This window comes from Micromonospora sp. NBC_01655 (assembly GCF_026339755.1).
In the GTDB taxonomy this organism is placed as follows: Bacteria; Actinomycetota; Actinomycetes; order Mycobacteriales; family Micromonosporaceae; genus Micromonospora.
This window is the reverse complement of the sequence record NZ_JAPEQF010000001.1, coordinates 3,030,455-3,053,284: the sequence shown is the minus strand read 5'-3', so window position 1 is coordinate 3,053,284 and position 22,830 is coordinate 3,030,455. Positions and strand designations below refer to the sequence as shown.

Below are 22,830 nucleotides of genomic sequence, written 5' to 3'. Positions count from 1 at the left end.
GCTGTTCCCGCCTCAGCCGTCGGGCACAGCCCGGGCCGCGGCCACCACGGCCTGGCCGAGGGAGATCCCGCCGTCGTTGGGCGGCACCCGCGAGTGCACGAGTACCCGGAAGCCGGCCTGCTCCAGCCCGCCCACCACCCGTTCGAGCAGCAGCACGTTCTGGAAGACACCCCCGGAGAGCGCGACCGTGGCCAGGCCGGTGCTCTCCCGGACGGCGCCGGCCGCCCGTACCACGGCGTCCGCCAGGCCGTGGTGAAAGCGCGCGGCGATCCGGCTGGGATCCACCTTGGCGAGCAGGTCGTCAACGACACAGCGGACCAGCCCGCGTCCGGCGTCCCGGAGCGGGACCGGACCGGCTGCCTCGACCCGGTAGCCGCCCCGCTCGTCGGGGTCGGCCCGCTGCTCCAGGGCGATCGCGGCCTGTCCCTCGTACGTGACGCGGTCGTGCAGGCCGAGGATCGCCGAGACGGCGTCGAACAGCCGGCCCGCGCTGGAGGTACGCGGCGAGTTGGTCCCGGTCCGCGCCAGCCCCACCACCGCGGGCCAGTGCCGCTCGTGGCGGAGCAGAACCGGCAGGTCGGGCACGGCGTCGCCGTAGATCTCGTCGAGGTAGGCCGCCGCCATCCGCCACGGCTCGTGCACTGCGGCGGCCCCGCCCGGCATCGGCACCGCGCCCAGGTGGCCGACCCGCTCGAACCCGGTCAGGTCCGCGGCGAGCAGCTCGCCTCCCCAGAGGGTGCCGTCCGGGCCGTACCCGAGACCGTCGAAGGCGACGCCGATCACCGGTCCGGGGTCGGCGTTGTCGGCCAGGCAGGACGCGATGTGGGCGTGGTGGTGCTGAACGCCGAGCAGCTCGACGTCCTCACGCTGTAGCGCGTACTTCGTGGACAGGTACTCGGGATGCAGGTCGTGGGCGACGATCTCCGGCCGGACGTCGAAGAGCCGGGTGAAGTGCGCGATCCCGTCGGTGAACGCCCGCAGGGTCTCGTAGTTCTCCAGGTCGCCGATGTGGTGCGAGACGAACGCACGCCGGCCCTTCGCCACGCAGAACGTGTTCTTCAACTCCGCCCCGCAGGCCAGCACGGGGCGGTCGAACCGCCACGGGAGGGTGAGCGGCGCGGGCACGTACCCACGGGAGCGCCGTACCGGCAGTTCACGGCCCCGGAACACGCGGACCACCGAGTCATCGGTCCGGACGTGGATGCGCCGGTCGTGCGTCAGGAACCCGTCGGCGATCCGCGCCAGCCGCCGACGGGCGTCGCCGTCGCGGTGGGCGATCGGTTCGTCGGAGACGTTGCCGCTGGTCAGCACGATCGGCATGCCGAGCCGGGCGAGCAGCAGATGGTGCAGCGGGGTGTACGGCAGCATCACGCCCAGCTCGCGGTTGCCCGGGGCCACCGACGCGGCGACCGGGGCGTCAGCGCGCCGGGGCAACAGCACCACGGGACGGCGGACGCCGGTGAGCACCGGCTCGGCCGCCGGCGCCACGTCGACCAGGGTGCGCGCCGCCCGCAGGTCGGCCGCCATCAGAGCGAACGGCTTCTCCTCGCGATGCTTGCGGGCACGCAGCGTCGAGACGGTCCGGTCGTGGTCGGCCCGGGTGGCCAGGTGGTAGCCGCCGAGACCCTTGACCGCGACGATCAGGCCGTCCCGCAGCCACCGTACGGCGGTGCCCAGGGGATCGCCGGACAGCGGGTCGCCGGCGGCGTCGACGAACCGGAGGCCGGGACCGCACGCCGGACAGCACACCGGCTCGGCGTGGAACCGGCGGTCGCCGGGATCGGCGTACTCGGCGGCGCAGTCGGAGCAGAGCGCGAACTCGGCCATCGTGGTGGTGCGGCGGTCGTACGGCACGTCCTCGACGATGGTGAACCGCGGGCCGCAGTTGGTGCAGTTCGTGAACGGGTAGCCGTGGCGCCGGTCCGTCGGGGCGGACATCTCCGCGAGGCAGTCCGCGCAGGTGGCGGTGTCCGGGGAGATCAACGCCTCCCGGCCGGCACCGGTGACGCTGGTGACGATGACGAAGCCGGGTCGGCCGGTCGGCGGGACCGCCTCGGTGGTCAGCCGCTCGACCTGGGCCAGGGTCGGTGCCCGCCGGCTGAGGTCGGCCACGAAGGCGGCCAGCCGGGCCGCGTCCCCTTCGGCCTCGACGAAGACCCCGGCGGTGTCGTTGCCGACGAACCCGGCCAGGTCGTACCCGGTGGCCAGCGCGTACACGAACGGCCGGAAGCCGACCCCCTGCACGATGCCCTCGACGCGGACGTGCACCCGGTGCACGCTGGCGAGATCCACGGCAGCCGTCAGCGTTCGTCGGCCAGCGCCTGCTGGGTGAGTTCCCAGAGCACGTGGTAGACCGTCGTCTGCGCCTCCTGGACCCGGTGCACCGATGCCGACGGCACCACGAACAGGTGGTCGACGGCCTCGGACTCCGCCATCCGGCCGCCGTCGTATCCGGCGATCCCGACCGTGACCATGCCCCGCCGGGCCGCCTCCTCGAACGCCCGCAGGACGTTGTTCGAACCGCCGCTCGTGGACAGCCCCACCGCGATGTCCCCGGCCCGGCCGAACGCCGCCAACTGTCGGGCGAAGACCACCTCGAACCCCACGTCGTTGGAGAGCGCCGTGATCAGGGCGACGTCGTGGGTCAGCGAAATGGCCGGCAGCGGGCGGGCGGCCTTCGGCGGGTTCAGGAACAGTTGCGTGACGTCCTGGGCGTCCGTACTGCTGCCGCCGTTGCCGAACGAGAACAGCGTGCCGCCGGCGCGGAACGCTTCGGCGCACCGGCGGGCGCAGTCGAGCAGACGCTGCCCGTGCTCGGCGACCAGGGATTCGCGGAGGGCGACGATCTCCGCCGACTTCTCCGCGGTGGACCTCGCCACCGCGGCGAGCACCGCGTCCACGTCGGTCGGCCGGGCGTCGAGGAACGGGTAGAGGGCTCCGATCGCGCCCTCGACCCGGGCGCTCACGGGTTCTGCTCCACGACAGCGATGGCCTCTTTGGCGTGCACCAGCACGACGTCGCCCGGTCCCGCCTCGACGAGAGCCACGCTGACCTCCTCCGGTCCGGCGTCCGTGTCGACCAGGGCCAGCCCGTCGGCCGTCAGTTCGCGTACCCGGACGGCGACCGCCATGTCCGAGCACGTGATGCAGACCCCGTCGTGGCAGTCGGGCCCGGTCCGGGCTGCCTGCTGACCGGGCGGAACGGGTCTCGGATTCACCGGACCACCGCCGGCTCCAGCAGTCCGGGCTGTTCGAAGAACACATGCACCAACTCCCACAGGATGTGATAGATCGTCACGTGCACCTCCTTGACGATGCACGGGTCGTCGGAGCGGGCGACGACGGCATGGTCGGCGATCGCATCCCGGGCGATGTCACCGCCGTCCCCGCCGAGGAGCCCGACGGTGAGGAGACCGAGGTCGCGGGCCGCCACGAGGCCGCGGCGGACGTTGGCGCACCGGCCGTCGACGGACAGTCCGAGCGCGATGTCCTCCGGGGCGGCGAGCAGGCGCAGCTGAGCGGCGAACACCTCGTCGAAGCCCGCCGTCCGGGAGATCCCGGTGAGGGTCGCGGCGTCGTTCGTCAGCGAGATCGCGGGCAGCGCCCGCTTTCCCACGATGACCGGGTGGACGAACTCCACCACGACGTGCTGGGCATCGGTTGCCGGCCCTCCGTTGCCGAAAACGATCAGCTTTCCGCCGCGATGGAAGCGTAGAGCCATCTCGTAGCAGGCCTGCGCGATCCGCACGGCGTCGCCGGCGAGGGCCTCCCCCGGCGCCACCCGACGGGCGAACGCCCGCTGGACGGCAGGAAACACGGGCGAATGCAATTGGTTCTGCAACTGGTTCTCCGTTCAGCGTCGGAGAGCGGCATACGGATGAGGCGCGCCCCCGCGGTCCCGTGAAGGCGTCCGCCGAACGCTGCAGGCAGGCACTGATGACCTGATCGAGTTGCGGCCAGGCGAGCGACGCGCCATCGCCTTGAGGCGCTCGATCAGGTCGTAGTCGTGACCGGGCAGCTCGAAGATCAGGAGCAGGAGAAACGGATGCAGCAGGCCGCGCAGCTCGCGTCCGGCATGTCAGCCCCCTTCCTCGGCGGAACGCACCGCTCCCCTGAAGCAAAACATGCCTTTACCTCCCAAAGGTGTCGATTGGCGGATTTGGGGGATCTGAGCCGGACCCCAAGGTGCTGTCTCGCTAACGGTGTTTCCGGCGATCTTGGTTAGTAGGTTTCAGCGGCCGGGAAGCGGTCGCGGGCGGGATGCGCCGAGTCTTGGACGGCCTTGGATCTGATGCTGGTGTGCGGCTGCGGCTCAGATGCCGCACGAGGCCGTAGCGCCTCCGCCGGAGAGCAGGTCGCTTCGGGACCAGCCCGACACGCCGGTCGCGCGGTTGTGCAGGTAGGTCCAGCGGGCGCCGTCGTGCCCGGTCGTCCAGCAGCGGAACGTCACGGTCTGACCGGGCTGGCCCTGGCCGCGTGAGGTGCAGTCGGAGCCGGGCCCGGTGCGGATGTTGATGCCGGTCCCGGCGAACGTGCCGTTGACCTGCGGCTCGAAGCTGGCGATCCCCTGCGGGCAGGACGCTTGGGCCGGAGCGGCGACCGCCAGCACGGCGGCGCTGCCCAACATTACGGCGGCGATCGAAATTCGTGCGAGTCTCATGCGGACCTCTCTTGACGATGTGACGGAACTCTTGCCCACGAGCGCATGATTTCCTTCTCAGTGCTGTCGCCTCGGATAAGCCGACCTCCTGAGACGAGACTGCCCGCCGCATCCACATCTGTCGTTGTGACTGGGTGCACAGGTGTTTAGTCTCCGTGCACGGTCGGGAGCTGCTGGCGAAACTCGGTGGGCGATTGGCCGTAACGGGCGCGGAACGCCTGGCTGAAATGCGCGGCGCTGGTGAATCCCCACCGGGCGGCGATCGCGTTGATCGTGCGGCCGGCGAGCCGGGGTTCGGCGAGGTCGCGGCGGCACCGATCGAGGCGCTGTACGCGGATCCAGCCGGCGACCGTGTGCTCCTCCTGCTGGAACAGCTTGTGGAGGTAGCGCACGGAGATGTGGTGCGCTGCCGCGATCACGTTCGGGGTCAGGTCCGGGTTACCGAGATGGTCGCGGATGAAGGCGTGGATGCGGGCGGTCAGCGCCCGCTGGCGCGTGTCCGCGGGGACGACCTTCTGGATGTCCAGCGCGTCGGCCAACGCCGTGATCAGCACGTCGAGCGTCAGGGTGGCCAGACGCGCGGTCTCGGCCGGGGTCAGTTCGTCCATCTGGTCGGCGAGCTGCAGCAGAAAACGCGACGACAACGCGCCGACGCCGCGGGCGCCGGGAATGCGGACGGCGCTCAGTTCACGCAGTTCCTGGGGAGGAAACGGCAGCAGAGCACGTGGGAAACGCAGGAGCAGCATCCGGCTCGTCGAATCGTCCGGCCGGAGTTCGGCCACGTACGGACGCGAGGTGTCGTAGAGCACGAGATCCCCGGTGCCGAACTCCGCGCGTCTGCCGTCCTGCGTCAGCGTGCCGCTGCCACTGACCGTGCAGCTCACTTTGAACACTTCCGGGTCGGCCTGCCGGATCAGCCGGGGCGTGCGGCGCACCGAGTGCGCCATCGTCGTCATCAGGGTCGCCTGCACCGGGCCGAACTCGCTGATGCCGACCCGCGCCTCGAATCCGGTTTCCGCCTGCCGTTCCCGGGCCAGGTCGTACGGTACCCAGAGCTTCGCGCTGACCTCGCGCCAGAAGGCGAACCGGTCGCCCGGCGAGACGTCGGCGGTGCTGACAACGTCCATCGACCAACCATAGTGACCAACACGGGCGAGCCCATCCAATTGAGCCCGTCCAACGGCCACGTCGAAGGCGCCGAAGCCCCATTCTGCTGGCGGACCGGCGGCCAACCGCCCAGGGACCTCACGTATACCGCGCGGTCCGATCGGCGCCCACTGCTCGTCGGTGCCATCGCTGGGGATCGCACGTCCGACGGTAACCGGTTACAGTCCTCGAACCGGATCAACCACGACCGCCAGGAGGTACCCGGTGACGAACGCCAGCCGACCCGAGTCGTCCGACGCCCGGACCGATTGGGAAGCCCGCATCGCCCGTCGCAGCGACGAAGGCGGCACGGCCGCGCTACCCGACCTGCCACCGCCGGCCGGGCTGACCGCCACCCCCGGCCACGGACACGTCCGCCTCTCCTGGCAGCCCGTCGACGGCGCGGTCGGCTACCTGGTGCATCGCGCAACGCTGGACGACGACCGGGTGTCCGGGCCGTTCACCCCGGTGGACCACCTCGGCGGAGACGTGCTTTCCGTTCCCGACACCTGGTGCGTCGACACCACCGGCACCCCGGGCGAACGGTACGCGTACGCCGTGGCCGCCGTACCCGAGGTGACCGTGATCGGCGCGCTGAGCGACCCGGTCCCGGCGGCCGCCCTGCCGGCCGGCGGCGACCCGCCCACCGTCACGCTGCACCTCGACTCGGACGCCGCAGGCGCCACCTTGCACCGGCCCTGGCAGCCGATGATCGGCAGCGAGCGGCTGTCCCAACTGCTCTGCCGGGACCGCTCCGGCGGCCGGGAGATCGGCACCGAACTGCTGGCCGCCCTCCGCCGGGTACGCGACGAGATCGGCGTGACCACCGTACGGGCGCACTCGATCCTGCACGACGACCTCGGCGTCTACCGCGAGGTCGACGGCGAGCCGGTGTACGACTTCAGCCGGGTGGACCAGGTCTACGACCTGCTCCTGGGCATCGGAATGACGCCGGTGGTGGAGATCGGGTTCATGCCCCGCGACCTGGCCAGCGACCCGGACCGCACCGTCTTCGCCTACCGCGGCATCATCTCTCCGCCGCGCGACTGGGACCGGTGGTCCGGGCTGGTTCGGGCGCTGGTGGCCCACCTGCTGGAACGGTACGGCGAGCAGGTGCTCGGTTGGGACTTCGAGGTGTGGAACGAGGCCAACCTGGAGGTCTTCTGGTCCGGCAGCCGGGAGGAGTGGATGCGGCTGTACGACGTGACCGCCCGCGCCGTCAAAGACGTCGACCCGCGCATCCCGGTCGGCGGCCCGTCCTCGGCGGCCGCCGGCTGGGTGGATGCGCTGCTGGAGCACGCCGCCCGATCCGGGGCGCCGGTCGACTTCGTCTCCACCCACACATACGGCAGCCCGCCACTGGACCTGCGGCCCACGCTGGCCCGGCTCGGCTTCCCGGACGCGCGGATCCTGTGGACCGAGTGGGGCGTCACCCCGACCCACTTCCACCCGGTCAACGACGGCACCTCGGCCGGCACCTTCCTGCTCACCGGCATGCGGTCGGCCGCCGGCAGGGTCGACGCGCTGTCCTACTGGGTGGCCAGCGACCACTTCGAGGAACTCGGCCGGCCGCCGAGGCTGCTGCACGGCGGGTTCGGGCTGCTCACCGTCGGCGGCATCGCCAAGCCGCGGTACCACGCGCTGCGCATGCTCGCCCAGCTCGGCGAGACCGAACTGCCGGTACGGGCCACCGGCGACGGCGCCGACGGCCTGGTACAGACCTGGGCCAGCCGGCGCGCGGACGGGAGCCTCGCCGTGCTGCTCTGGGTGTCCACCCTCGACCAAAGCAAGTGGGACGGGGATCCGGCGCTGGCCCGGCGGATCCGGCTGGTCATCGACCATGCCGCCGGGCGGCCGGCGCTCGTCACCCGGCTGGACCGGGAGCACGGCGACATCACCACGCTCGCGGACCGGCTGGGCGTCGCCGACTGGCCGACCGACGAGCAGTGGGCGGCCCTACGCGCCGCTGACCAGCTCACGGCGAATAGGGTGCACCCGGACGTTGAGGACGGGGCCGCGGTGATCGAGCTGACCCTGCCGCAACCCGGGGCGGTGCTGGTCGAGGTCTCCGGGGCCTGAGGGCGGGCCCGGGCAGCAGGGCCTTGGCGGCGTCGCCGTCGATGAGCCGGCCGTCGACGGGTTGGCCGGGCACGCTCGTGCAGTTCCTCGCAGACCGTACTTCCGGAAGTAGGCCCCCAGCCGGTGGCTGAGGGCCTACTTCCCGGATCGAGCGTGACCAGGGCCTTTGCCTAACCGAACGACGCGCGCCCCATGGCACGATCCACGGGTCAGACAGGTGCCTACACCTGCGCCACGATGCCACTCGCCGTCATGAACCGGCCCCGCGCAGCTGCGGAAGGTCCTGGTTGGCCGGAACGTTGAACGTCTCCTGGGCGATCAGTGGGCGGATCCGGCGTTCGAACTGCGGCGAGACGAACGCGTGGCGGACGAGGTCGTTGGCGAGCTCGTTGCCGAGCGCCCCCATGATCATGGCCTGGTCGAGCGAGAGGTACCGCTTGGCCACGGTGCCGCTGCCGACCGCAATCGCGTCGTAGAAGCCGCCGGGGCCGTACGAGTCGAAGTTGGCCTTGAGCCGGGAGAGGTTGTCGACGACCGCTCCCTTGGCGTACGGGAGCGCGAGGAACGCCGCGTGCGGGGTCACCACGCCGTCGCCGTAGTCGGGGTCCGGGCCGGCCGGGCGGCAGTCGCCGAACCCGGCGTCGTACTTCGAGCGCTCCATGTCGGACGGGTAGCCGTCGGTGTCCATGCCCATCGCGTCGACACCCCAGGCCATGTAACCGCCGGCCGGGTCGCTGGCCGGGGAGAAGCCCCAGTAACCGTACCGGGCGTCATTCATCCCGTGCTCGATCTGGCCGGCGACCGTCGCGGGGTGGTTGCGGCCCCAGCTGTTGGGTGCCCACCTTGCTTCGGGCACGAACAGGTCGGGCATCAGCGCCTCGAACATGTCGCCGCCCCAGCTGGGTACGAACTGGATGCCGCGGTACTGGTACGCGCCCTCGTACACCGGAACGCCCTCGTAGGTGGTGTCGAAGCCGACCGGCTGCATCTCGTGCCAGCTCCAGTCGCAGGTGGCCGGCAGGGTGCGCATCGTGTTGTAGTAGGCCTTTGGCGGGATCTGGCCCATCGCGATGCCGAGGTACGTCGCGATGCGCGGTTCGGTGACGGTGATGTCGTAGTGGTTGCAGGTGAACCAGACGCCGTCGCGCTGCCGCGAGCATCCCGGGGGCGGCGCGTCCCAGAAGCCGCCGGCGATCAGGCCGCTGGCCCCGGACGGGGTCGCCGCCGCCGGGTTGTAGTAGAAGCCGAAGTTCATCTTCCGCAGGATCGCGTCGGCCTTGCCGCGCAGCTCCGGCACGGCGCCCTTGACCACGTTGAGCGCGGCCGCGAGCCAGCCGTTGTCCACGCTGGACAGGAACGGGTAGACGGTGCTGCCGTTGTCGGGCCAGACCGTGACGACCGAGCCGTCCCGCGGGTCGTACCAGTTGTAATACATGCCCGACGCGGTGTGGTGCCTGAGCCGGGCGAGCGTGTCGAGAGTCTTGGCGATCCGGTCGCGGCCTTCCGCCCTGGAGATAATGCCGAGCTCGCGGGCGACCACCGCGGACCACATGTAGCCGCCGATGTTGGTGGGGGACGTGTAGGTGGCGCGGCCGCCGGCGGCCAGGTCACCGGTGATGTTGTCGGCGACCAGGCCGGTGCCGGGGTCGGTCATGGCGACCATCGACCGCCACGTGTCCTTGGCATAGCCGAGCAGGGCCCGGTCGGCGCCGCGCTCGTCGGGTGCCGCGACGGCGGTCGAGCCGCCTGCCAGCACGAGCGCCAGCGCGAGGAGCGGTGCGAAAAGGCGTCGCATGGGTCTCCTTGTCTCGTTCCGGGGATGGACTACTTGATTCCGGTGGTCGCGATGCCGCGCAGGAAATGCCGCTGGAGGAGCAGGAACACGATGAGCACCGGAAGCACGACGACGACCGCTCCCGAGAGCAGCAGACCGTAGTTGATGCGGTTCTGGCCGACGCTGTAGAGCGCGAGGGCGACCGGCAACGTGTACTTGTCCTCCGTGGTGGCGACCACGAGGGGCCACAGGAAGTTGTTCCAGGAACCGAGGAACGTGAGGATCCCGAGGGTGGCCAGTGCCGGCCGGCACAGCGGAAGCACCACCCGCCAGAAGATCCGGAACTCGCCGGCGCCGTCGACCCGGGCCGCCTCGATGAGGTCGTCGGGGATCGACAGGAGAAACTGCCGCATGAGGAACACGCCGAACGGTCCGACGAGGAACGGCAGGATCAGACCGGTGTACGTGTTGGTCAGGCCCATGTTGCTGACCAGCACGAACTGCGGGACGAAGGTCACCATGCCGGGCACCATGAGCATGCCGAGCACGGCCAGGAAGAGCACTCGCCTGCCGGGGTACCGCAGCTTTGCCAGCGCGTACCCGACGAGCGAGCAGAACAGCAGGTTACCGGCCGTGACCAGGGTCGCGACCAGCGCCGAGTTGAAGAAGTAGAGCGGGAAGTCCAGCCGGGAGAACAGCTCGCGGAAGTTGTCGAGCGTGAAGGTCTCGGGCCACCAGGTCGGCGGCACCTGGCGGATCTCCCGTTCCGGCTTGACCGACGAGAGCGCCATCCAGACGAACGGTCCGGCCACGGCAAGCAGCCCGAGGACCAGGACGACGTAGAGCACGGTCTTGGCGACCCGGTCACGGGTACGCAAGGCGGCGTCCTTTGCGACCATCGTCAGTTCCTCTCCCCTAGCAGGCGGAACTGCACGACCGACAGCGCCACGATCGCCAGGAAGAGCACGTAGCTGGCGGCGGCCGCGTAGCCGTAGTTGCCGAAGCCGAACTGGTTGTAGATGTGGAACGACACCGACAGCGTCGAGGAGAGCGGACCGCCCTGCGTCATGACGAACGGCTCCTCGAAGAGCTGGAGGTAGCCGATGCCGGTGATCACCCCGCCGAAGAGCAGCGTCGGCCGCAGCATCGGCAGGGTGACGTTGCGGAACTGCTGCCACCGCGTCGCGCCGTCGAGCGTCGCCGCCTCGTAGAGGTCGGCCGGCACCGCCTGGAGTCCGGCCAGGAAGATCACCATCAGGAAGCCGAAGTTGCGCCACGCCGCCATGACGATCAGCGACGGCAGCGCGAGCCTGGTGTCGAACAGCCAGCTCGGCCCGTCGATCCCGACCAGTCGCAGCAGGTTGTTGACCAGCCCGATCTCGGGGTCGAGCAGGAAGCGCCAGACCACCGCGATCGCCACGATGCTGGTCACGACCGGCAGGTAGAAACCGACCCGGAACAGCGCGCGGAAGCGGACGAGCCCGGAGTTGAGCGCCGTCGCCGCGGCCAGCGCCAGCACCATGGTCAGCGGCACCCCGACGACGACGAAGACCAGCGTGTTGACCGACGACCGCAGGAACAGGTCGTCGGAGAACAGGCGGGTGTAGTTGTCGATGCCGACGACGTTGACGGCGAGCGGGTTGCGCAGGTCGGTGGAGCGCAGATCGGTGAAGCTCATGACCAGCGACGCCACCACCGGCAGCGCCATGAACACGAGGAACAACACGGTGAAGGGCGCGGAGAAGGCCCAGCCGGTCAGCGCCCGCCGCAGGCGTTGACGCCGCCGGACCGACCCGGCGGGCCGGTCGGTGCTGGTCGCCCCGGCCGGTCGCGCCGGTGCCGTCGCCGGGGAGGCGCCGGTCATGTCAGCTCCCGGTCCCGATGGCGCTCGCCTGCTGCTGGATCGCCTTCGCGGTCGCGGCCGGGTCGGCGTTCTGCTTGCACAGCTTCTCGACCTCGAGGTCGAACGCGGCCGCGATCTGCTCCCAGGTCGTGATCGCCGGCGGTGCCTTGGCACTCTTGAGCTGCTGGCCGAACACGGTCAGGAGGGTGTCGCCGGTGAGCGTCGGGTCGTTCCAGGCCGACTGCACGGAGGGCAGGTCCTTGACCGCCTGGTACCACTTGACCTGCACCTCGGGCTTGCTCAGCCACTGCACGAACTTCCAGCCACCGGCACGGTTCTTGGCGTCCTTGAAGACCGCGAGGTTGCTGCCGCCGATGAACGAGGTCGACGACTTCTTCGTCGGCATCTGCGCGACCGCGTACTTGTCCTTGAAGCCGGCGCCGCCCTGATCCTCGACGATGCCCATGTGCCACGGGCCGGAGATGAACGCGCCGATCTCACCCTTGACGAAGCCGGGCTCGAGCGAGCCGTCCGGCAGCGCGGTCGGGGACAGGCCCTCCTTGTAGAAGGACTGGTAGTAGGCAAGCGCCTCGGTCATCTCCGGGGTGTCGAAGCTCAGCTTGTCTGCGCTGGCCACGTCGGCGCCGTTGGACCAGGCGAACGGCATAACCGACTGCCAACTGCCGGTCTTGCCGGGCTGGAGGTTGAGGCCCCACTTGGCGCCGGCCTTCTCCTTCATGCCCTTGGCCATGGCCTTGAGGTCGTCCCATGTCTTCGGGCCGCCCGGGAACCCGGCCTTGGCTGCCATGTCCTTGCGGTAGTAGATCAGCCGGGTCTCGACGTACCACGGGACGCCGTACGAGGTGCTGTCGACGATCGTGGTGTCCCAGGCGCCGGGGAAGAAGTCGTCTTTCTTGATCAGATCCGACGGGGTCGGGTCGAGCGCGCCGGTCTTGGCGAACTCGCCCTGCCAGGTGGTACCGATCATCGACACGTCCGGCGTCTGCTTCGCGGCGATGGCGCTCGCGATCTTCTGGTGCGCCGCGTCCCAGGGCACCGCCGTCACGGAGACCTTGGCGTCGGGGTTCTCGGTGGAGAACTCCTTCGCGAACTCGGCGAGCTTCTCACCTTCGGTGCCCATCGCCCAGACGGTGATGTCCCCGCTCGCCTTGCCTGCGCCGACAGATTTCGCCTCTTCCTGGCCGCCGCCCGAGTCACGGCCACAACCGGCCAGCGCGACCGACGCGGCCAAGACGATCCCCGCCGCAGCGGCTAACCGCCTGCTTCTCATGTCGTACCTCCAGGGGTTGGTGGTTTTCAGGGTGTGAGCTGTTACCTGCCGGTGCCTCCGGTCGGGGGCGCCGGGCAGCCGCAACTGCGGCGCAGGACGAGTTCGGTGGGCAGCACGAGACCGCCCCCAGGGATGTCGCCGGGCCGGCCGGCGGCACGCAGGATCAGCCGGGCCGCCTCGGCGGCCAACTCGCGTACGGGTTGCCGGACGGTGGTCAGTGCGGGGGCGACGAGAGCGGCGACCGGCACGTCGTCGAAGCCGGTGATGATCAGGTCCTGCGGCACCCGCAAGCCTCGGCCGAGCGCGCCGACCAGCACGCCGAGGGCGGTCTCGTCGTTGGCGCAGACCACCCCGGCGGGCCGGGGTGTTTCGCCGCCCAGCAACTGGTCGGCGGCGAGCACCCCGTCGGCCTGCTGCATGCTGACCGCGACCGGCTCGGCGGGCGGCTCGATGCCGAGGTCGTGGTGCGCCCGCCGGAAGGCGGCCCAGCGTTCACTGACGTCGGGCGAGCCCGCCGGGGTGCCGACGAAGACCAGGTCGCGCAGGTCGTGGTCGGCGAGCAGGTGCCGGGTGAGCGCCAGCATGCTGCCGACGTTGTCGGCGCGTACCGAGGGGATGTCGCCGGGCCCCTCGCCGGCGACCACCACCACGGGGACCAGCTTGGCGAGCCGGAGCAGCGCCTCGTCGGAGATGGTGCCGCCCATGACGGCGACACCGTCCACCCGGCGGCCCATTTCCAGCACCTGGTCGTCGGAGTCGGAGCGCAGGTGCGTGCAGAGGATGTGCACGCTGGCCCGGGACGGCACCGCCTCCGACTCGAAGCCCTGGATCAGTTCGGTGAAGTAGGGGCCGGACAGGCCGGGGAAGACCAGGCCGAGGGCGCCGTGCCGGCCCGCGGCCAGGGCCCGACCGAGGTGGTCGGGGCGATATCCGTGCTTCTCGATCGCGTCCAGCACCCGGCGGCGCATCTCCTCGGAGACCTGGCCGGTGCCGTTGGAGACCCGGGAGACGGTGGCCACGGAGACGCCGGCGAGCTTCGCTATCTCGCGAACCGTCATGCGGCTGTTGCTCATCGCTCCCTCGATCCGTAACGTGCGGTTAACAGAAACCGGTTTCAGCCGACCATAGGCAGCCGAGACGAAGTTCACAAGTCTCTGATCCACAATCTCCCGTGTGAGGAGCTCTGCCCCATATGACAGAAGTGCTACTCCGGGATCGCAGGATCCTCGTCGACGGCCGGCCCGAGCTGCTGCTCGCCGGCGAGGTGCACTACTTCCGCCTCGCCCGGGCCGATTGGGCGGACCGGCTCGACCAGCTCCGCGACTGCGGAGGCGACACCGTCGCCACCTACGTGCCGTGGCTGTGGCACGAACTCCCCGACCGCTCGGCCGACCTGACCGGGCGCACCCACGAGCAACGCGACCTGGCCGGCTTCCTCGACCTCGCGCACCAGCACGGGCTGCGGGCCGTGGTCCGCCCCGGCCCGTTCATCATGGCCGAGCTCAAGAACGAGGGCATCCCCTACCGGGTGTACGACGAGCACCCCCACCTGCTCCCCACCACCTGGGACGGCGCACCGGTCAGCACCCGCACCATCGACTACCTGGCGCCCGAGTTCCTCGCCGCGGCCGACGGCTGGTACGCCCAGGTGATGCCACTGATCGCGGAGCGCCTCGCACCGCGCGGCGGCCCCGTGGTGGCGGTCCAACTGGACAACGAAATCGGGATGCTGTCCTGGGTGACCAACTCCCCCGACCTCACCGACGGCCTCTGCGCCGACCTGGCACGCTGGGCCGTCGAACGGTACGGCACGGACACCGCCGCGGCGCGGATCGGCGCCGACCCGGCCGATCCGGCGGCGTGGTCTGCCGCGCTGCGTACCCCGGTCGAGGAACGCTCCCTGGCGCTGCACGACGACCTCGGGCGCTACATGCGGGACCGCTACCGCCGGTACGTGACGGCGCTGCGGACCAGCGCCGAGCGATACGGGGTGACCGGGGTGCCGTTCCTGGTCAACGTGCACGGCACCGGCGGCGGGCGGGGGCGCACCTTCCCGATCGGGATCAGCCAGCTCATGGAGTCGTACCGTGGGCAGCCGCAGCTCACCTCCGGCTCGGACTACTACCTCGGCGACCTCACCGTCACCAACGTCGCCGACCTGTACGTGTCCAACGCGTTCCTGGCCGCGGCGCACGACGGCGACCAGCCGCTGACCTGCCTGGAGTTCGAGGCCGGCAACGGCGACTACGGCGAGGACCTGTCGACGCTGTACCCGCCCGAGGCTATCGACCTAAAAACCCGACTCTGCGTGGCGCAGGGCAACCGGCTGCTCAACCTCTACCTGTTCGCCGGCGGTCACAACCCGCCCCTGGCCGAGCCGGTCAGCGACGGCAACGATCGGATCGCGTTCACCGGCGAGCGGCACGGCTTCGCCGCCCCGGTCGACCCGGAGGGCCGCCTCAACCCGACGTACCCCGCAGCCCGACGGGCGCTACACGCCGTACGCGGGGTAGCCGACCTGCTCGCCGACGGCGACGAGGAACACGACGGGTTCGCCCTCGGATTCGTACCCGACCACTACCTGACCGAGTACCACCACCCGGCGTCCAGCAACCGGGCGGAGCAGGTCGCCGAGCTGGAACGGTTCCGCGGCATGGGCGCGCGGGACGTGCTGGCGCGGGCGCTGCTGCTCGCCGGCTACTCGTTCCCCGCAGTGGACCTGCAGACTCCGGCACCGGGCGGCGCAGCGCAGGTGCCGGGCGGCACGCCGCCGGTGGTGGTGCTGGCCACCGCCCCCACCCTCGGTTCGCACGTTCAGCAGCGGCTGGTCGACCACCTGCGGGCCGGCGGCCGGCTGCTGCTGCACGGACCGCTGCCCACCCGCGACCACGACGGCACACCGTGCACCCTGCTGGCCGACGCGCTCGGGCTGCGGGCGGACGGCTGGCTGGAGGGCGGCCCGCACTACTTCCCATCGGTGGTGGGCCGCGGCTGGGCGGCCGGCCCCGCCGAGGTCCGGGGCGGCTACGCCCAACTGCTCACCGGGTCCGGTGAACGGCTGCTCATTGAGGTCGGCTCCGGCCGGGCTTGCGGCGTCGAGGTGACCGTGGGCGCCGGCCGGGTCGTGGTGATCGCCACCGACTACCCGTGCCACCTGGACTTCTGGCGAGCAGCGCTGGACCGGCTCGGGGTGCGGCCTCGGCTCCGACACGACGCAGGCGCACCCGGGCTGCTGCTCACCTCAACCGTGGACCGGTCCGGCCAGCGGCTGCTTCACCTGGTCAACGTCGCGCCGTCGGCGATCGAGTTCGGCCTGTGGCATCGGGACGAGCCGGTACTGTCCGGCCGGCGGCTGCGGATCGGCGCCCGCGCCGGGCTAATGCTGCCTGCCGGAATCCGCGTCGGGCCGGCCACGCTGCTGGAGAGCAGCTGCGAACTGGTGGCCCGGAACGGCTCGGAGGTGCTACTCCAGCCGACCCAGGCCGAGGATGTCGCTGTCTTCGCCACCGACCGGCCGGTACACGCCGACCGGGGCGAGGTGACCGTCGCCGATGGTCGGGCCACCCTGACCGTCCGGGCCCCGGATGGCGAACCGGTCCGGGTCAGCATCGGCTGACCGCCCGGTGAGTTGGCCGCGCCGCCCCGGCTGGAACTGGGGTAGGCATGATCCCGCGCCCGATGGTGGCGTCGATGTCGGACCCGATCGTTAGGCTGCGGTAGCAGGTCAGCTCAGGTCGGGCGATCTGCGCCGCGCCGCCGCCGCGGGCGTGGCCGGCGCGAAGTCAAGGAGGTCGGCGATGGCCAGCCCCGGTGTTACAGGTCTTGAGGAGCTGGTCGACGCCGTCGACTTGGTCGTTGACGCCGCGCGCGCCGAGTCCTTCGATTCGGTGCAGGCGTACCGGTCAGCGATCGCCGAGGTCCGGACGGCCGCCGCGGCGTACTACAGCGGGCCGGGCCTGGTTATGGATGATGCGACCTACGACGCATTGTTGGCGCGGGTCGCCGCGACCGAGGTCGCCCGCCCGGAGTGGAAGGCCGACGACTCCCCGACGGAGGTGGTCGCGGCCGGCGGCGGTGTGATCGGCGACGTCGAGCACAGCTCGCCGATGCTCAGCCTGGACAACGTGTTCGACGAGGAGACGCTGCGCAAGTGGGCCGTCCGGCTGGAGCGGCTGCTGGGCCGGCCAGTCGGTGGGTACACGGTCGAGCCGAAGATCGACGGCCTGGCGGTCGCTGCCCGGTACGTTGACGGGCGGCTGACCATGGTCGCCACCCGCGGTGACGGGCGGTCCGGTGAGAATGTAACCGGGCAGGCCCGGCGGGCGGTCGGGTTGCCTGCCCGCCTGGCGGAGCCGTTGACCGTGGAAGTACGCGGCGAGGTGTTCATGACCGACGCCGACTTCGCCGCCGCCAACGTGTTGCGTACCGGTCACGGCGAGCCGGTGTTCGCGCACCCGCGCAGCGCCGCAGCCGGCACCCTGCGTGCGCAGGACCGCGCCTACGACGCGCCGCTGTCGTTTCTGGCCTACGCCGTACACGGCCTCGACGGCGCTGACGGTGAGCCGGTGCCGCACTCGGTCGCGATGGCCCACGTCGGGCGGCTCGGCGTCGCGACGACCGCGACCTCGGCGGCCGGAATGTCGCTGTGCGTGAGCGTCGACGAGGTCATCACCGCGGTGGATGCTCTGCGCACCCGCCGCGGGGAGCTGGGGTTCGGGGTGGACGGGGCGGTCATCAAGGCCGACCAGCCCGCCGACCGGGACCGGGCCGGCTTCTCCAGCCGGGCACCGCGGTGGGGCATCGCCTACAAGTTCCCCGCCGACACCCGCACCACCCGGCTTCTGCGCATCGAGGTCCAGGTCGGCCGCACCGGCGTGATCACCCCGGTCGCTGTGCTCGAACCGGTCGTCGTCGATGGCGTCACCGTCGCCTCCGCCACTCTGCACAACTTCGACGACCTGGTCCGCCGCAACGTCCGCGCCGGCGACACCGTGTTCGTGCGCCGCGCCGGCGACGTCATCCCCGAGGTCATCGGTGCCAAGCTTGACGACCGGCCGGCCGACGCCGCGCCGTTCGAACCCCCGACGGTCTGTCCCCGCTGCGGCGGCGATGTCGACCGCTCGCAGAAGCGATGGCGTTGTACCCGCGGTCGGGCCTGCGGTGCGCACGAGTCCCTCGCCTACTACGCCGCCCGCGACTCGATGGACATCGAAGGACTCGGCGACAAGATCATCAACTTGCTGGTGGCAGCCAAGCTCGTGACCGACCCGGCCGACCTGTACGACCTCGACGTGCCCACCCTCGCCGCGCTCGACCGGATGGGCGAGATCTCCGCCGGCAAACTGGTAGCCAACATCCAGGCATCGAAGGACCGGCCGTTGTCGCGAGTGCTGACCGGCCTCGGGGTACGGATGACCGGCCGGTCCATGTCCCGGCGGCTGGCCCGACACTCCGGCACCATGCAGGCCCTGCTCGACGCCAGTGTCGACGACCTCCAACAGGTCGAGGGCGTCGGCCCGGAACGCGCTGCCACCATCGCCGCCGAGCTGGTCGAGCTGACCAGCGTGATCAACAAACTCGCCGCGCGTGGGGTGAACATGACCGAACCCGGCGCCCCGGCCGTCGCCGCCCCGGCCCCGGACGGCGCAGCCGCCCGTCCTCTCCCGCTACAGAAGCCCGACGGAACCCGGATGACCGTCGTCGTGACCGGCACCGTCCCAGGCCTGACCCGCAACGAGGGCAACGAGGCCGTCGAAACGCTCGGCGGGAAGTCCTCCGGATCGGTGTCCAAACGCACCGACATGGTCGTCGTCGGCGACGGTGCCGGCACGAAAGCCGACAAGGCCGAGCAACTCGGCATCCGGATCCTGCCCGCCGACCAGTTCGCCGCCCTCCTACACGCCCACACCACCGGGGACATCGACACCATCGGCAGGATCCTCGCCTGAGCCGAACCGTCGATCTCACACGCTGCCCAGAACGCGTCCGCTTGCCCCCGTTCGGATCGCTGTCTGGAAGGACTTGGCCCAGGCGATGACCGGGGGCCATGTTCGTTCAGCGCTCGAACAGGTTTGACTGTCGCGCTGGCACCTGATCGGTGCTCACCGAATCATGCGTGGGGCGCGTGGTCAACTGGCCCGAGATCCGCGATGACCGCGAAGCGGTGGAGGCGGTGCACTTGGCAGCGATCGCGGCGGGGTGGTCTTCTGTCACTGACAGGTCTCGCAATCCCCGCGTTCGGGCCGCACGGCGGCTGGCAGGGCCCGAAGGAGGCCGCCCCGCTGCGGCAGCCGCCCGACCTGAGGTAGGCAGCGGCGCTCACGCCAGGAGGCGGGCCGGCCGGCACGGCGGGCCCGCCTCCTGGCGCATCACCGCGGCTCCGCGCGGGGATGATCATGCGTCCCCGCGCGGAACCGGTCAGGCCGCCGGCCGGTCAGGCGTCTACGATCGGGCTGGTGCCCAGGCGGACGTTGTCGATCGCCCAGTACCAGTTGTTGCCCGCATTGAAGATCCGGAAGTTGACCTTCGCTGACGTGGCCCCGGCCGGGACGGGGCAGGAGAGCCGGACGAGCCGGTTCTCCTGGTCCTGGCCGTAGTTCGTGTTCCCGGAGGTGGCGCTGCTGTAGTGCAGCAGTTGGACCTTGTCGCCGGAGTCGAACTGGACGGTGACCTCGGCCTCCTGCGGGCTCTCCTGCCGGTAGTGGGAGTCGAAGCCCAGGTGGAGGGTGGAGGTGCCCGACGGGATGGCCAGCGCCGGGGTGGTCAGGGTCGAGTCGAACCGGCCCCGGCCGGACGGGCTGCCGGTGTCGTCCCAGTCGTCGGGGTCGGCGACCGCGACGACGCCGAGGGACCGGCTGAAGTTGGGGCGGTTCTGCCCGCCGGGGAACCAGAACTGCTTGGACAGGAAGGTCCAGCCCTGCAGCTCCCGGGTGCCCTGCGGCATGGCCGGCGCGTTGGTGACCGTCCAGCCCTCGGGGGTGGTCCGGGTCCAGCCGAGCAGGCCGGGCCGGCTGAGGTCGGCCGCCGGGGCGAGCGCGGGGACGACGGACTCGAAGTCCTCCGCGAGCAGGTAGCCGGTCATGACGGGCCCGGTCCTGGCGGACAGGGACGTGGTCGCCTGCTGGACGCTGCCGCTCAGATTCGCCGTGACGGTCGCCTTGAGGCTGCCGGAGGTGCGTGCGGCCGAGGCGGGTGCGACGACGTCCCACTCCATGCGGGCGGAGGAGCAGGCCGGAACGGCCGCCGGCGCGTCGCCCCTGGGGGTGGCGGTCCAGCCGGTCGGGAGGGCCAGCGTGGCGGCCAGGCCGGTGAGCGGGGTGCCGCCGGCGTTGGTGACGGTGGCGGTCACGGTGACCGGCCTGCCTGGCGAGAGCACGGTGCCGTCGGTGCCGGGCGAGCTCGCTGGACCGGTCAGCGAGACGCTCATCGCAGGGGCGACCCGGGAGCGGACACGTGCGTCGGCGAGCCTCAGCAGGCCGTTGCTGTCGCCGTGGGCGGCGACCACCAGGCTGCCCGCGGTGGCGTTCGGGGCGGGCGTGACGGTGAAGCGCACATTGGCGGAGTCCCCGGCGGCGACCACCGGCGGCACCGCGGCGGTTCGCTCGACCGTCCAGCCGGAGGGGGCGAGCAGGGCGACCGAGAGCCGGTCGAGCTTTGCGTCGGCCTGGTTCCGCACGGTGACGACAACATCGGCCGGGTTGCCCTGCACGAACGGCGTGTCCAGGGAGGGCAGCGGCTCCGGCAGGGTGATCGTCGTGGCCAGCGCCGGGGCGGTACCGGTCGCCGGGTCGGTGACGCCGGGCCTGCCGTCGGCCAGGCGGCTGGTCATCCGGCGCAGGAACGCCGGGTCCCCCTGGTCGACGACCACGACGTCGTACCAGCCGTGGTCGGGGAGGCGGATCGGCACTGTTTGGGTCTCGCCGGGCGCGAGGGTGACGGTCTGGACATGGTCACCGGGGTTACGCGGGTAGACCGACTCGCCGACGAGGAGCGTGCGGGTGGCTGCGGAGGGGTTGACGCACCGGACCTTCACCTGGCCGGGGACAGCCTGCTCGACCAGGTACGCCTCGGCACCCACACCGGTACCGCGCAGCTCCCAGACGGACCAGCCAGGGCCACTGACCTGCAGGTCGTAGCCGTCGGCGCCGTACCCGACCGTGTTGTCGGCGGTCCCGCCTGCGGAGACCGTCCAGGCGCGCGGGGCGGTGCCGTCACCGGGGTAGGCGGTGAACGTTGCGGCGGTGGTGCCCGTGTTGTCGAGCCGGAGGCGGACGCCGGAGCCGGTGACGTCGGCCCGCAGGGACAGCCGGTACGGAGAGGGGCGCGTCGGGCGGGTGCCGGCCTCCTGCTCCGGGAGCGACTGGTTCTTCGGCGGTACCGGGTTCCAGCGGCCGACCGCCGACGGCACCCGGCCGGGCTGTTCCACCTTGGGCTGCGCGTATCTGCGGTTGAAGTCGAAGGCGGAGGTCAGGTCGCCGAACACGCTGCGGCGCCAGGCGCTGATGTTGGGCTCCTGGACACCCATCCACTTCTCCAGGAATCGGATGACCGAGGTGTGGTCGAACGCCTCCGAGCAGACGAAACCGCCGACCGTCCACGGCGAGACGACCGTCATCGGCACCCGCGGGCCGGGGCCGACCGGGAGGCCGTTGAACCAGTCGTCGCTGTTGCCGGAGTCCGGTCGGGGCGCGACCGGGGCGGGCACGTGGTCGAAGTAGCCGTCGTTCTCGTCGAAGTTGATGAACAAAGCCGTCTTCGACCAGGTCTTCGGGTCGCTCGCGATGGCGTCGAGGATGTCGTAGATGAGGTTGGCGCTGCCGACCGGGGTGGAGGAGCTGGGGTGCTCGGAGAGCGCCGCCGTCGGAACCAGCCAACTCACCTTCGGCAGAGTGCCGTTCTTGATGTCGGACCTGATCCGCTGGACGAGGGTGTCCGGCTCGGAGCGGTAGGCACCCCGCATGAACAGCTGGCGTTCCGCCTCGGTCAGCGAGTCGACGCCCTGCTGGAACTGGGCCAGCGCGGCCTTCCGCTGGTCCGCGGTCTTGCCCCACAGGCCGTCGTAGAACTGCTCGGTGGTGGAGTACCGGCCGCTGACCTTGGACAGAATCTTCCGGCCGATCTCCTTCCAGGGCCGGAAGTACTCCACCGCGTTGTCGGTAAAGTTGTCCCACTCCTGGTAGATCTGCCAGGAGACGCCGGCGGCCTCCAGGCGTTCGGGGTATGTCGTCCAGTCGTAGCCCGCGTGGGTGTAGGAGTACGCGGCGTTGGTGACAGCCCGGTTGACGCCGTCCGGCTCGTAGCCGGTCGTGCCGGTCCACAGGTAGTTGCGGTTGGGGTTGGTCGAGCCGTAGACCGAGCAGAAATAGGCGTCGCAGATGGTGAAACGGTCGGCCAGCTCGTACTGGAGGGGAATGTCGCGCCGGTCGTAGAAGGCCATGGTGCTCTGGCCCTTGGCCGTGGCCCAGTCGTTCCACCAGCCGTTCGCCCGGGCCCGGTTGGCGTCGGAGAAGCCGTGCGGAAGCGAGCCGAGGTACTGGATGTCGCTCTCGGGGCGGCCGGCGTCGACCGCCGCCTGCCGGGCCGAGAACGGCAGGACCTCGCCACCGCCGGACAACGGCTGCTCGAAGGCGGTGGCCCCGGTGGGCAGTCGCAGCGGCACACGGTCGCCGAAGCCGCGCACGCCCCTGAGGGTGCCGTAGTAGTTGTCGAAGGAACGGTTCTCCTGCATCAGGATGATGACGTGTTCAATCGCATCCATACCACCGGAGGGCAGCGGCGCGGCCATCGCCTTCAGCAGTGACGGGGGCAGCAAAGAGAGTGCGGTGCCACCAGCGATGGCGCCGAGAATCCTGCGGCGGGAGATATCAGACATGGAGCGGAGAGTAGGTCGCTCCAGTAGCACAACATAACCCTGAGGAACGAATCTTCGTTGACTGTTCATCATCAACATCGAACCGTTCCGTCGTGCAGCCACGTTCTCCGTCGCACCCGTCCTTCGGGACGAAGGCGTATGACGTGAGGTTCCGGGCCTCGGCAGAA

At 70.8% G+C, this 22,830-nt stretch carries 15 protein-coding genes; 3 read left to right on the top strand and 12 right to left on the bottom strand.

Annotation, left to right across the window (positions count from 1 at the left end; genetic code table 11):
- Positions 1 to 12 precede the first annotated feature (12 nt).
- The 6 genes from hypF to OOK41_RS14370 all read right to left on the bottom strand — a co-directional run bounded on the left by hypF (position 13) and on the right by OOK41_RS14370 (position 5,786).
- A complete protein-coding gene (gene hypF / locus OOK41_RS14395; RefSeq protein WP_266265316.1) occupies positions 13 to 2,292 on the bottom strand; it encodes a carbamoyltransferase HypF in 2,280 nt (759 codons plus the stop codon).
- Between the two features lie 8 nt (positions 2,293 to 2,300).
- Complete coding sequence (locus OOK41_RS14390) at positions 2,301 to 2,966, bottom strand: SIS domain-containing protein (RefSeq protein ID WP_266265314.1); 666 nt, start codon at positions 2,964 to 2,966, stop codon at positions 2,301 to 2,303.
- Positions 2,963 to 3,130 (bottom strand): HypC/HybG/HupF family hydrogenase formation chaperone, encoded by a 168-nt coding sequence (locus tag OOK41_RS14385; RefSeq protein ID WP_266265312.1) that lies wholly within the window; start codon positions 3,128 to 3,130, stop codon positions 2,963 to 2,965. Before OOK41_RS14385 ends, OOK41_RS14390 begins: the two co-directional genes overlap by 4 nt.
- An 83-nt stretch (positions 3,131 to 3,213) precedes the next feature.
- On the bottom strand, positions 3,214 to 3,816 hold the full coding sequence (locus OOK41_RS14380) for an SIS domain-containing protein (protein ID WP_207892895.1): 603 nt from the start codon (positions 3,814 to 3,816) through the stop codon (positions 3,214 to 3,216).
- Positions 3,817 to 4,311: 495 nt separating this feature from the next.
- On the bottom strand, positions 4,312 to 4,659 hold the full coding sequence (locus OOK41_RS14375; protein WP_266265309.1) for an SH3 domain-containing protein: 348 nt from the start codon (positions 4,657 to 4,659) through the stop codon (positions 4,312 to 4,314).
- Positions 4,660 to 4,805: 146 nt separating this feature from the next.
- Positions 4,806 to 5,786 (bottom strand): helix-turn-helix domain-containing protein, encoded by a 981-nt coding sequence (locus OOK41_RS14370; RefSeq protein ID WP_266265307.1) that lies wholly within the window; start codon positions 5,784 to 5,786, stop codon positions 4,806 to 4,808.
- A 244-nt stretch (positions 5,787 to 6,030) separates the two neighbouring features.
- On the opposite strand from OOK41_RS14370, the gene OOK41_RS14365 reads away from it, so the two are divergent.
- Complete coding sequence (locus tag OOK41_RS14365; protein WP_266265305.1) at positions 6,031 to 7,884, top strand: xylan 1,4-beta-xylosidase; 1,854 nt, start codon at positions 6,031 to 6,033, stop codon at positions 7,882 to 7,884.
- Positions 7,885 to 8,134: 250 nt separating this feature from the next.
- Here the strand turns inward: OOK41_RS14365 and OOK41_RS14360 are convergent, their stop codons facing one another.
- The 5 genes from OOK41_RS14360 to OOK41_RS14340 all read right to left on the bottom strand — a co-directional run bounded on the left by OOK41_RS14360 (position 8,135) and on the right by OOK41_RS14340 (position 13,865).
- The gene (locus OOK41_RS14360) at positions 8,135 to 9,679 is read right to left on the bottom strand and encodes a glucoamylase family protein (RefSeq protein WP_266265303.1); all 1,545 of its coding nucleotides are present in this window, start codon (positions 9,677 to 9,679) and stop codon (positions 8,135 to 8,137) included.
- Between the two features lie 29 nt (positions 9,680 to 9,708).
- Positions 9,709 to 10,557, bottom strand: coding sequence for a carbohydrate ABC transporter permease (locus tag OOK41_RS14355; protein WP_266265301.1), 849 nt, complete (start codon positions 10,555 to 10,557; stop codon positions 9,709 to 9,711).
- Positions 10,558 to 10,559: 2 nt separating this feature from the next.
- The gene (locus tag OOK41_RS14350; protein WP_117672304.1) at positions 10,560 to 11,522 is read right to left on the bottom strand and encodes a carbohydrate ABC transporter permease; all 963 of its coding nucleotides are present in this window, start codon (positions 11,520 to 11,522) and stop codon (positions 10,560 to 10,562) included.
- Between the two features lies 1 nt (position 11,523).
- The gene (locus OOK41_RS14345; RefSeq protein ID WP_266265299.1) at positions 11,524 to 12,642 is read right to left on the bottom strand and encodes a sugar ABC transporter substrate-binding protein; all 1,119 of its coding nucleotides are present in this window, start codon (positions 12,640 to 12,642) and stop codon (positions 11,524 to 11,526) included.
- Positions 12,643 to 12,833: 191 nt separating this feature from the next.
- Positions 12,834 to 13,865, bottom strand: a complete 1,032-nt coding sequence (locus OOK41_RS14340; RefSeq protein ID WP_266265297.1) for a LacI family DNA-binding transcriptional regulator — start codon at positions 13,863 to 13,865, stop codon at positions 12,834 to 12,836.
- A gap of 119 nt (positions 13,866 to 13,984) precedes the next feature.
- Between OOK41_RS14340 and OOK41_RS14335 the strand changes: the two genes are divergently transcribed.
- Together OOK41_RS14335 and ligA are read left to right on the top strand one after the other, a co-directional pair.
- Complete coding sequence (locus OOK41_RS14335) at positions 13,985 to 16,408, top strand: beta-galactosidase (RefSeq protein ID WP_266265294.1); 2,424 nt, start codon at positions 13,985 to 13,987, stop codon at positions 16,406 to 16,408.
- Positions 16,409 to 16,589: 181 nt separating this feature from the next.
- Positions 16,590 to 18,740 carry an NAD-dependent DNA ligase LigA gene (gene ligA / locus OOK41_RS14330; protein WP_266265292.1) on the top strand — a complete coding sequence of 717 codons (2,151 nt, stop codon included), beginning with the start codon at positions 16,590 to 16,592 and terminating at the stop codon, positions 18,738 to 18,740.
- A gap of 485 nt (positions 18,741 to 19,225) precedes the next feature.
- Here the strand turns inward: ligA and OOK41_RS14325 are convergent, their stop codons facing one another.
- Positions 19,226 to 22,663 (bottom strand): phosphocholine-specific phospholipase C, encoded by a 3,438-nt coding sequence (locus OOK41_RS14325; protein WP_266265289.1) that lies wholly within the window; start codon positions 22,661 to 22,663, stop codon positions 19,226 to 19,228.
- Between the last annotated feature and the right edge of the window lie 167 nt (positions 22,664 to 22,830).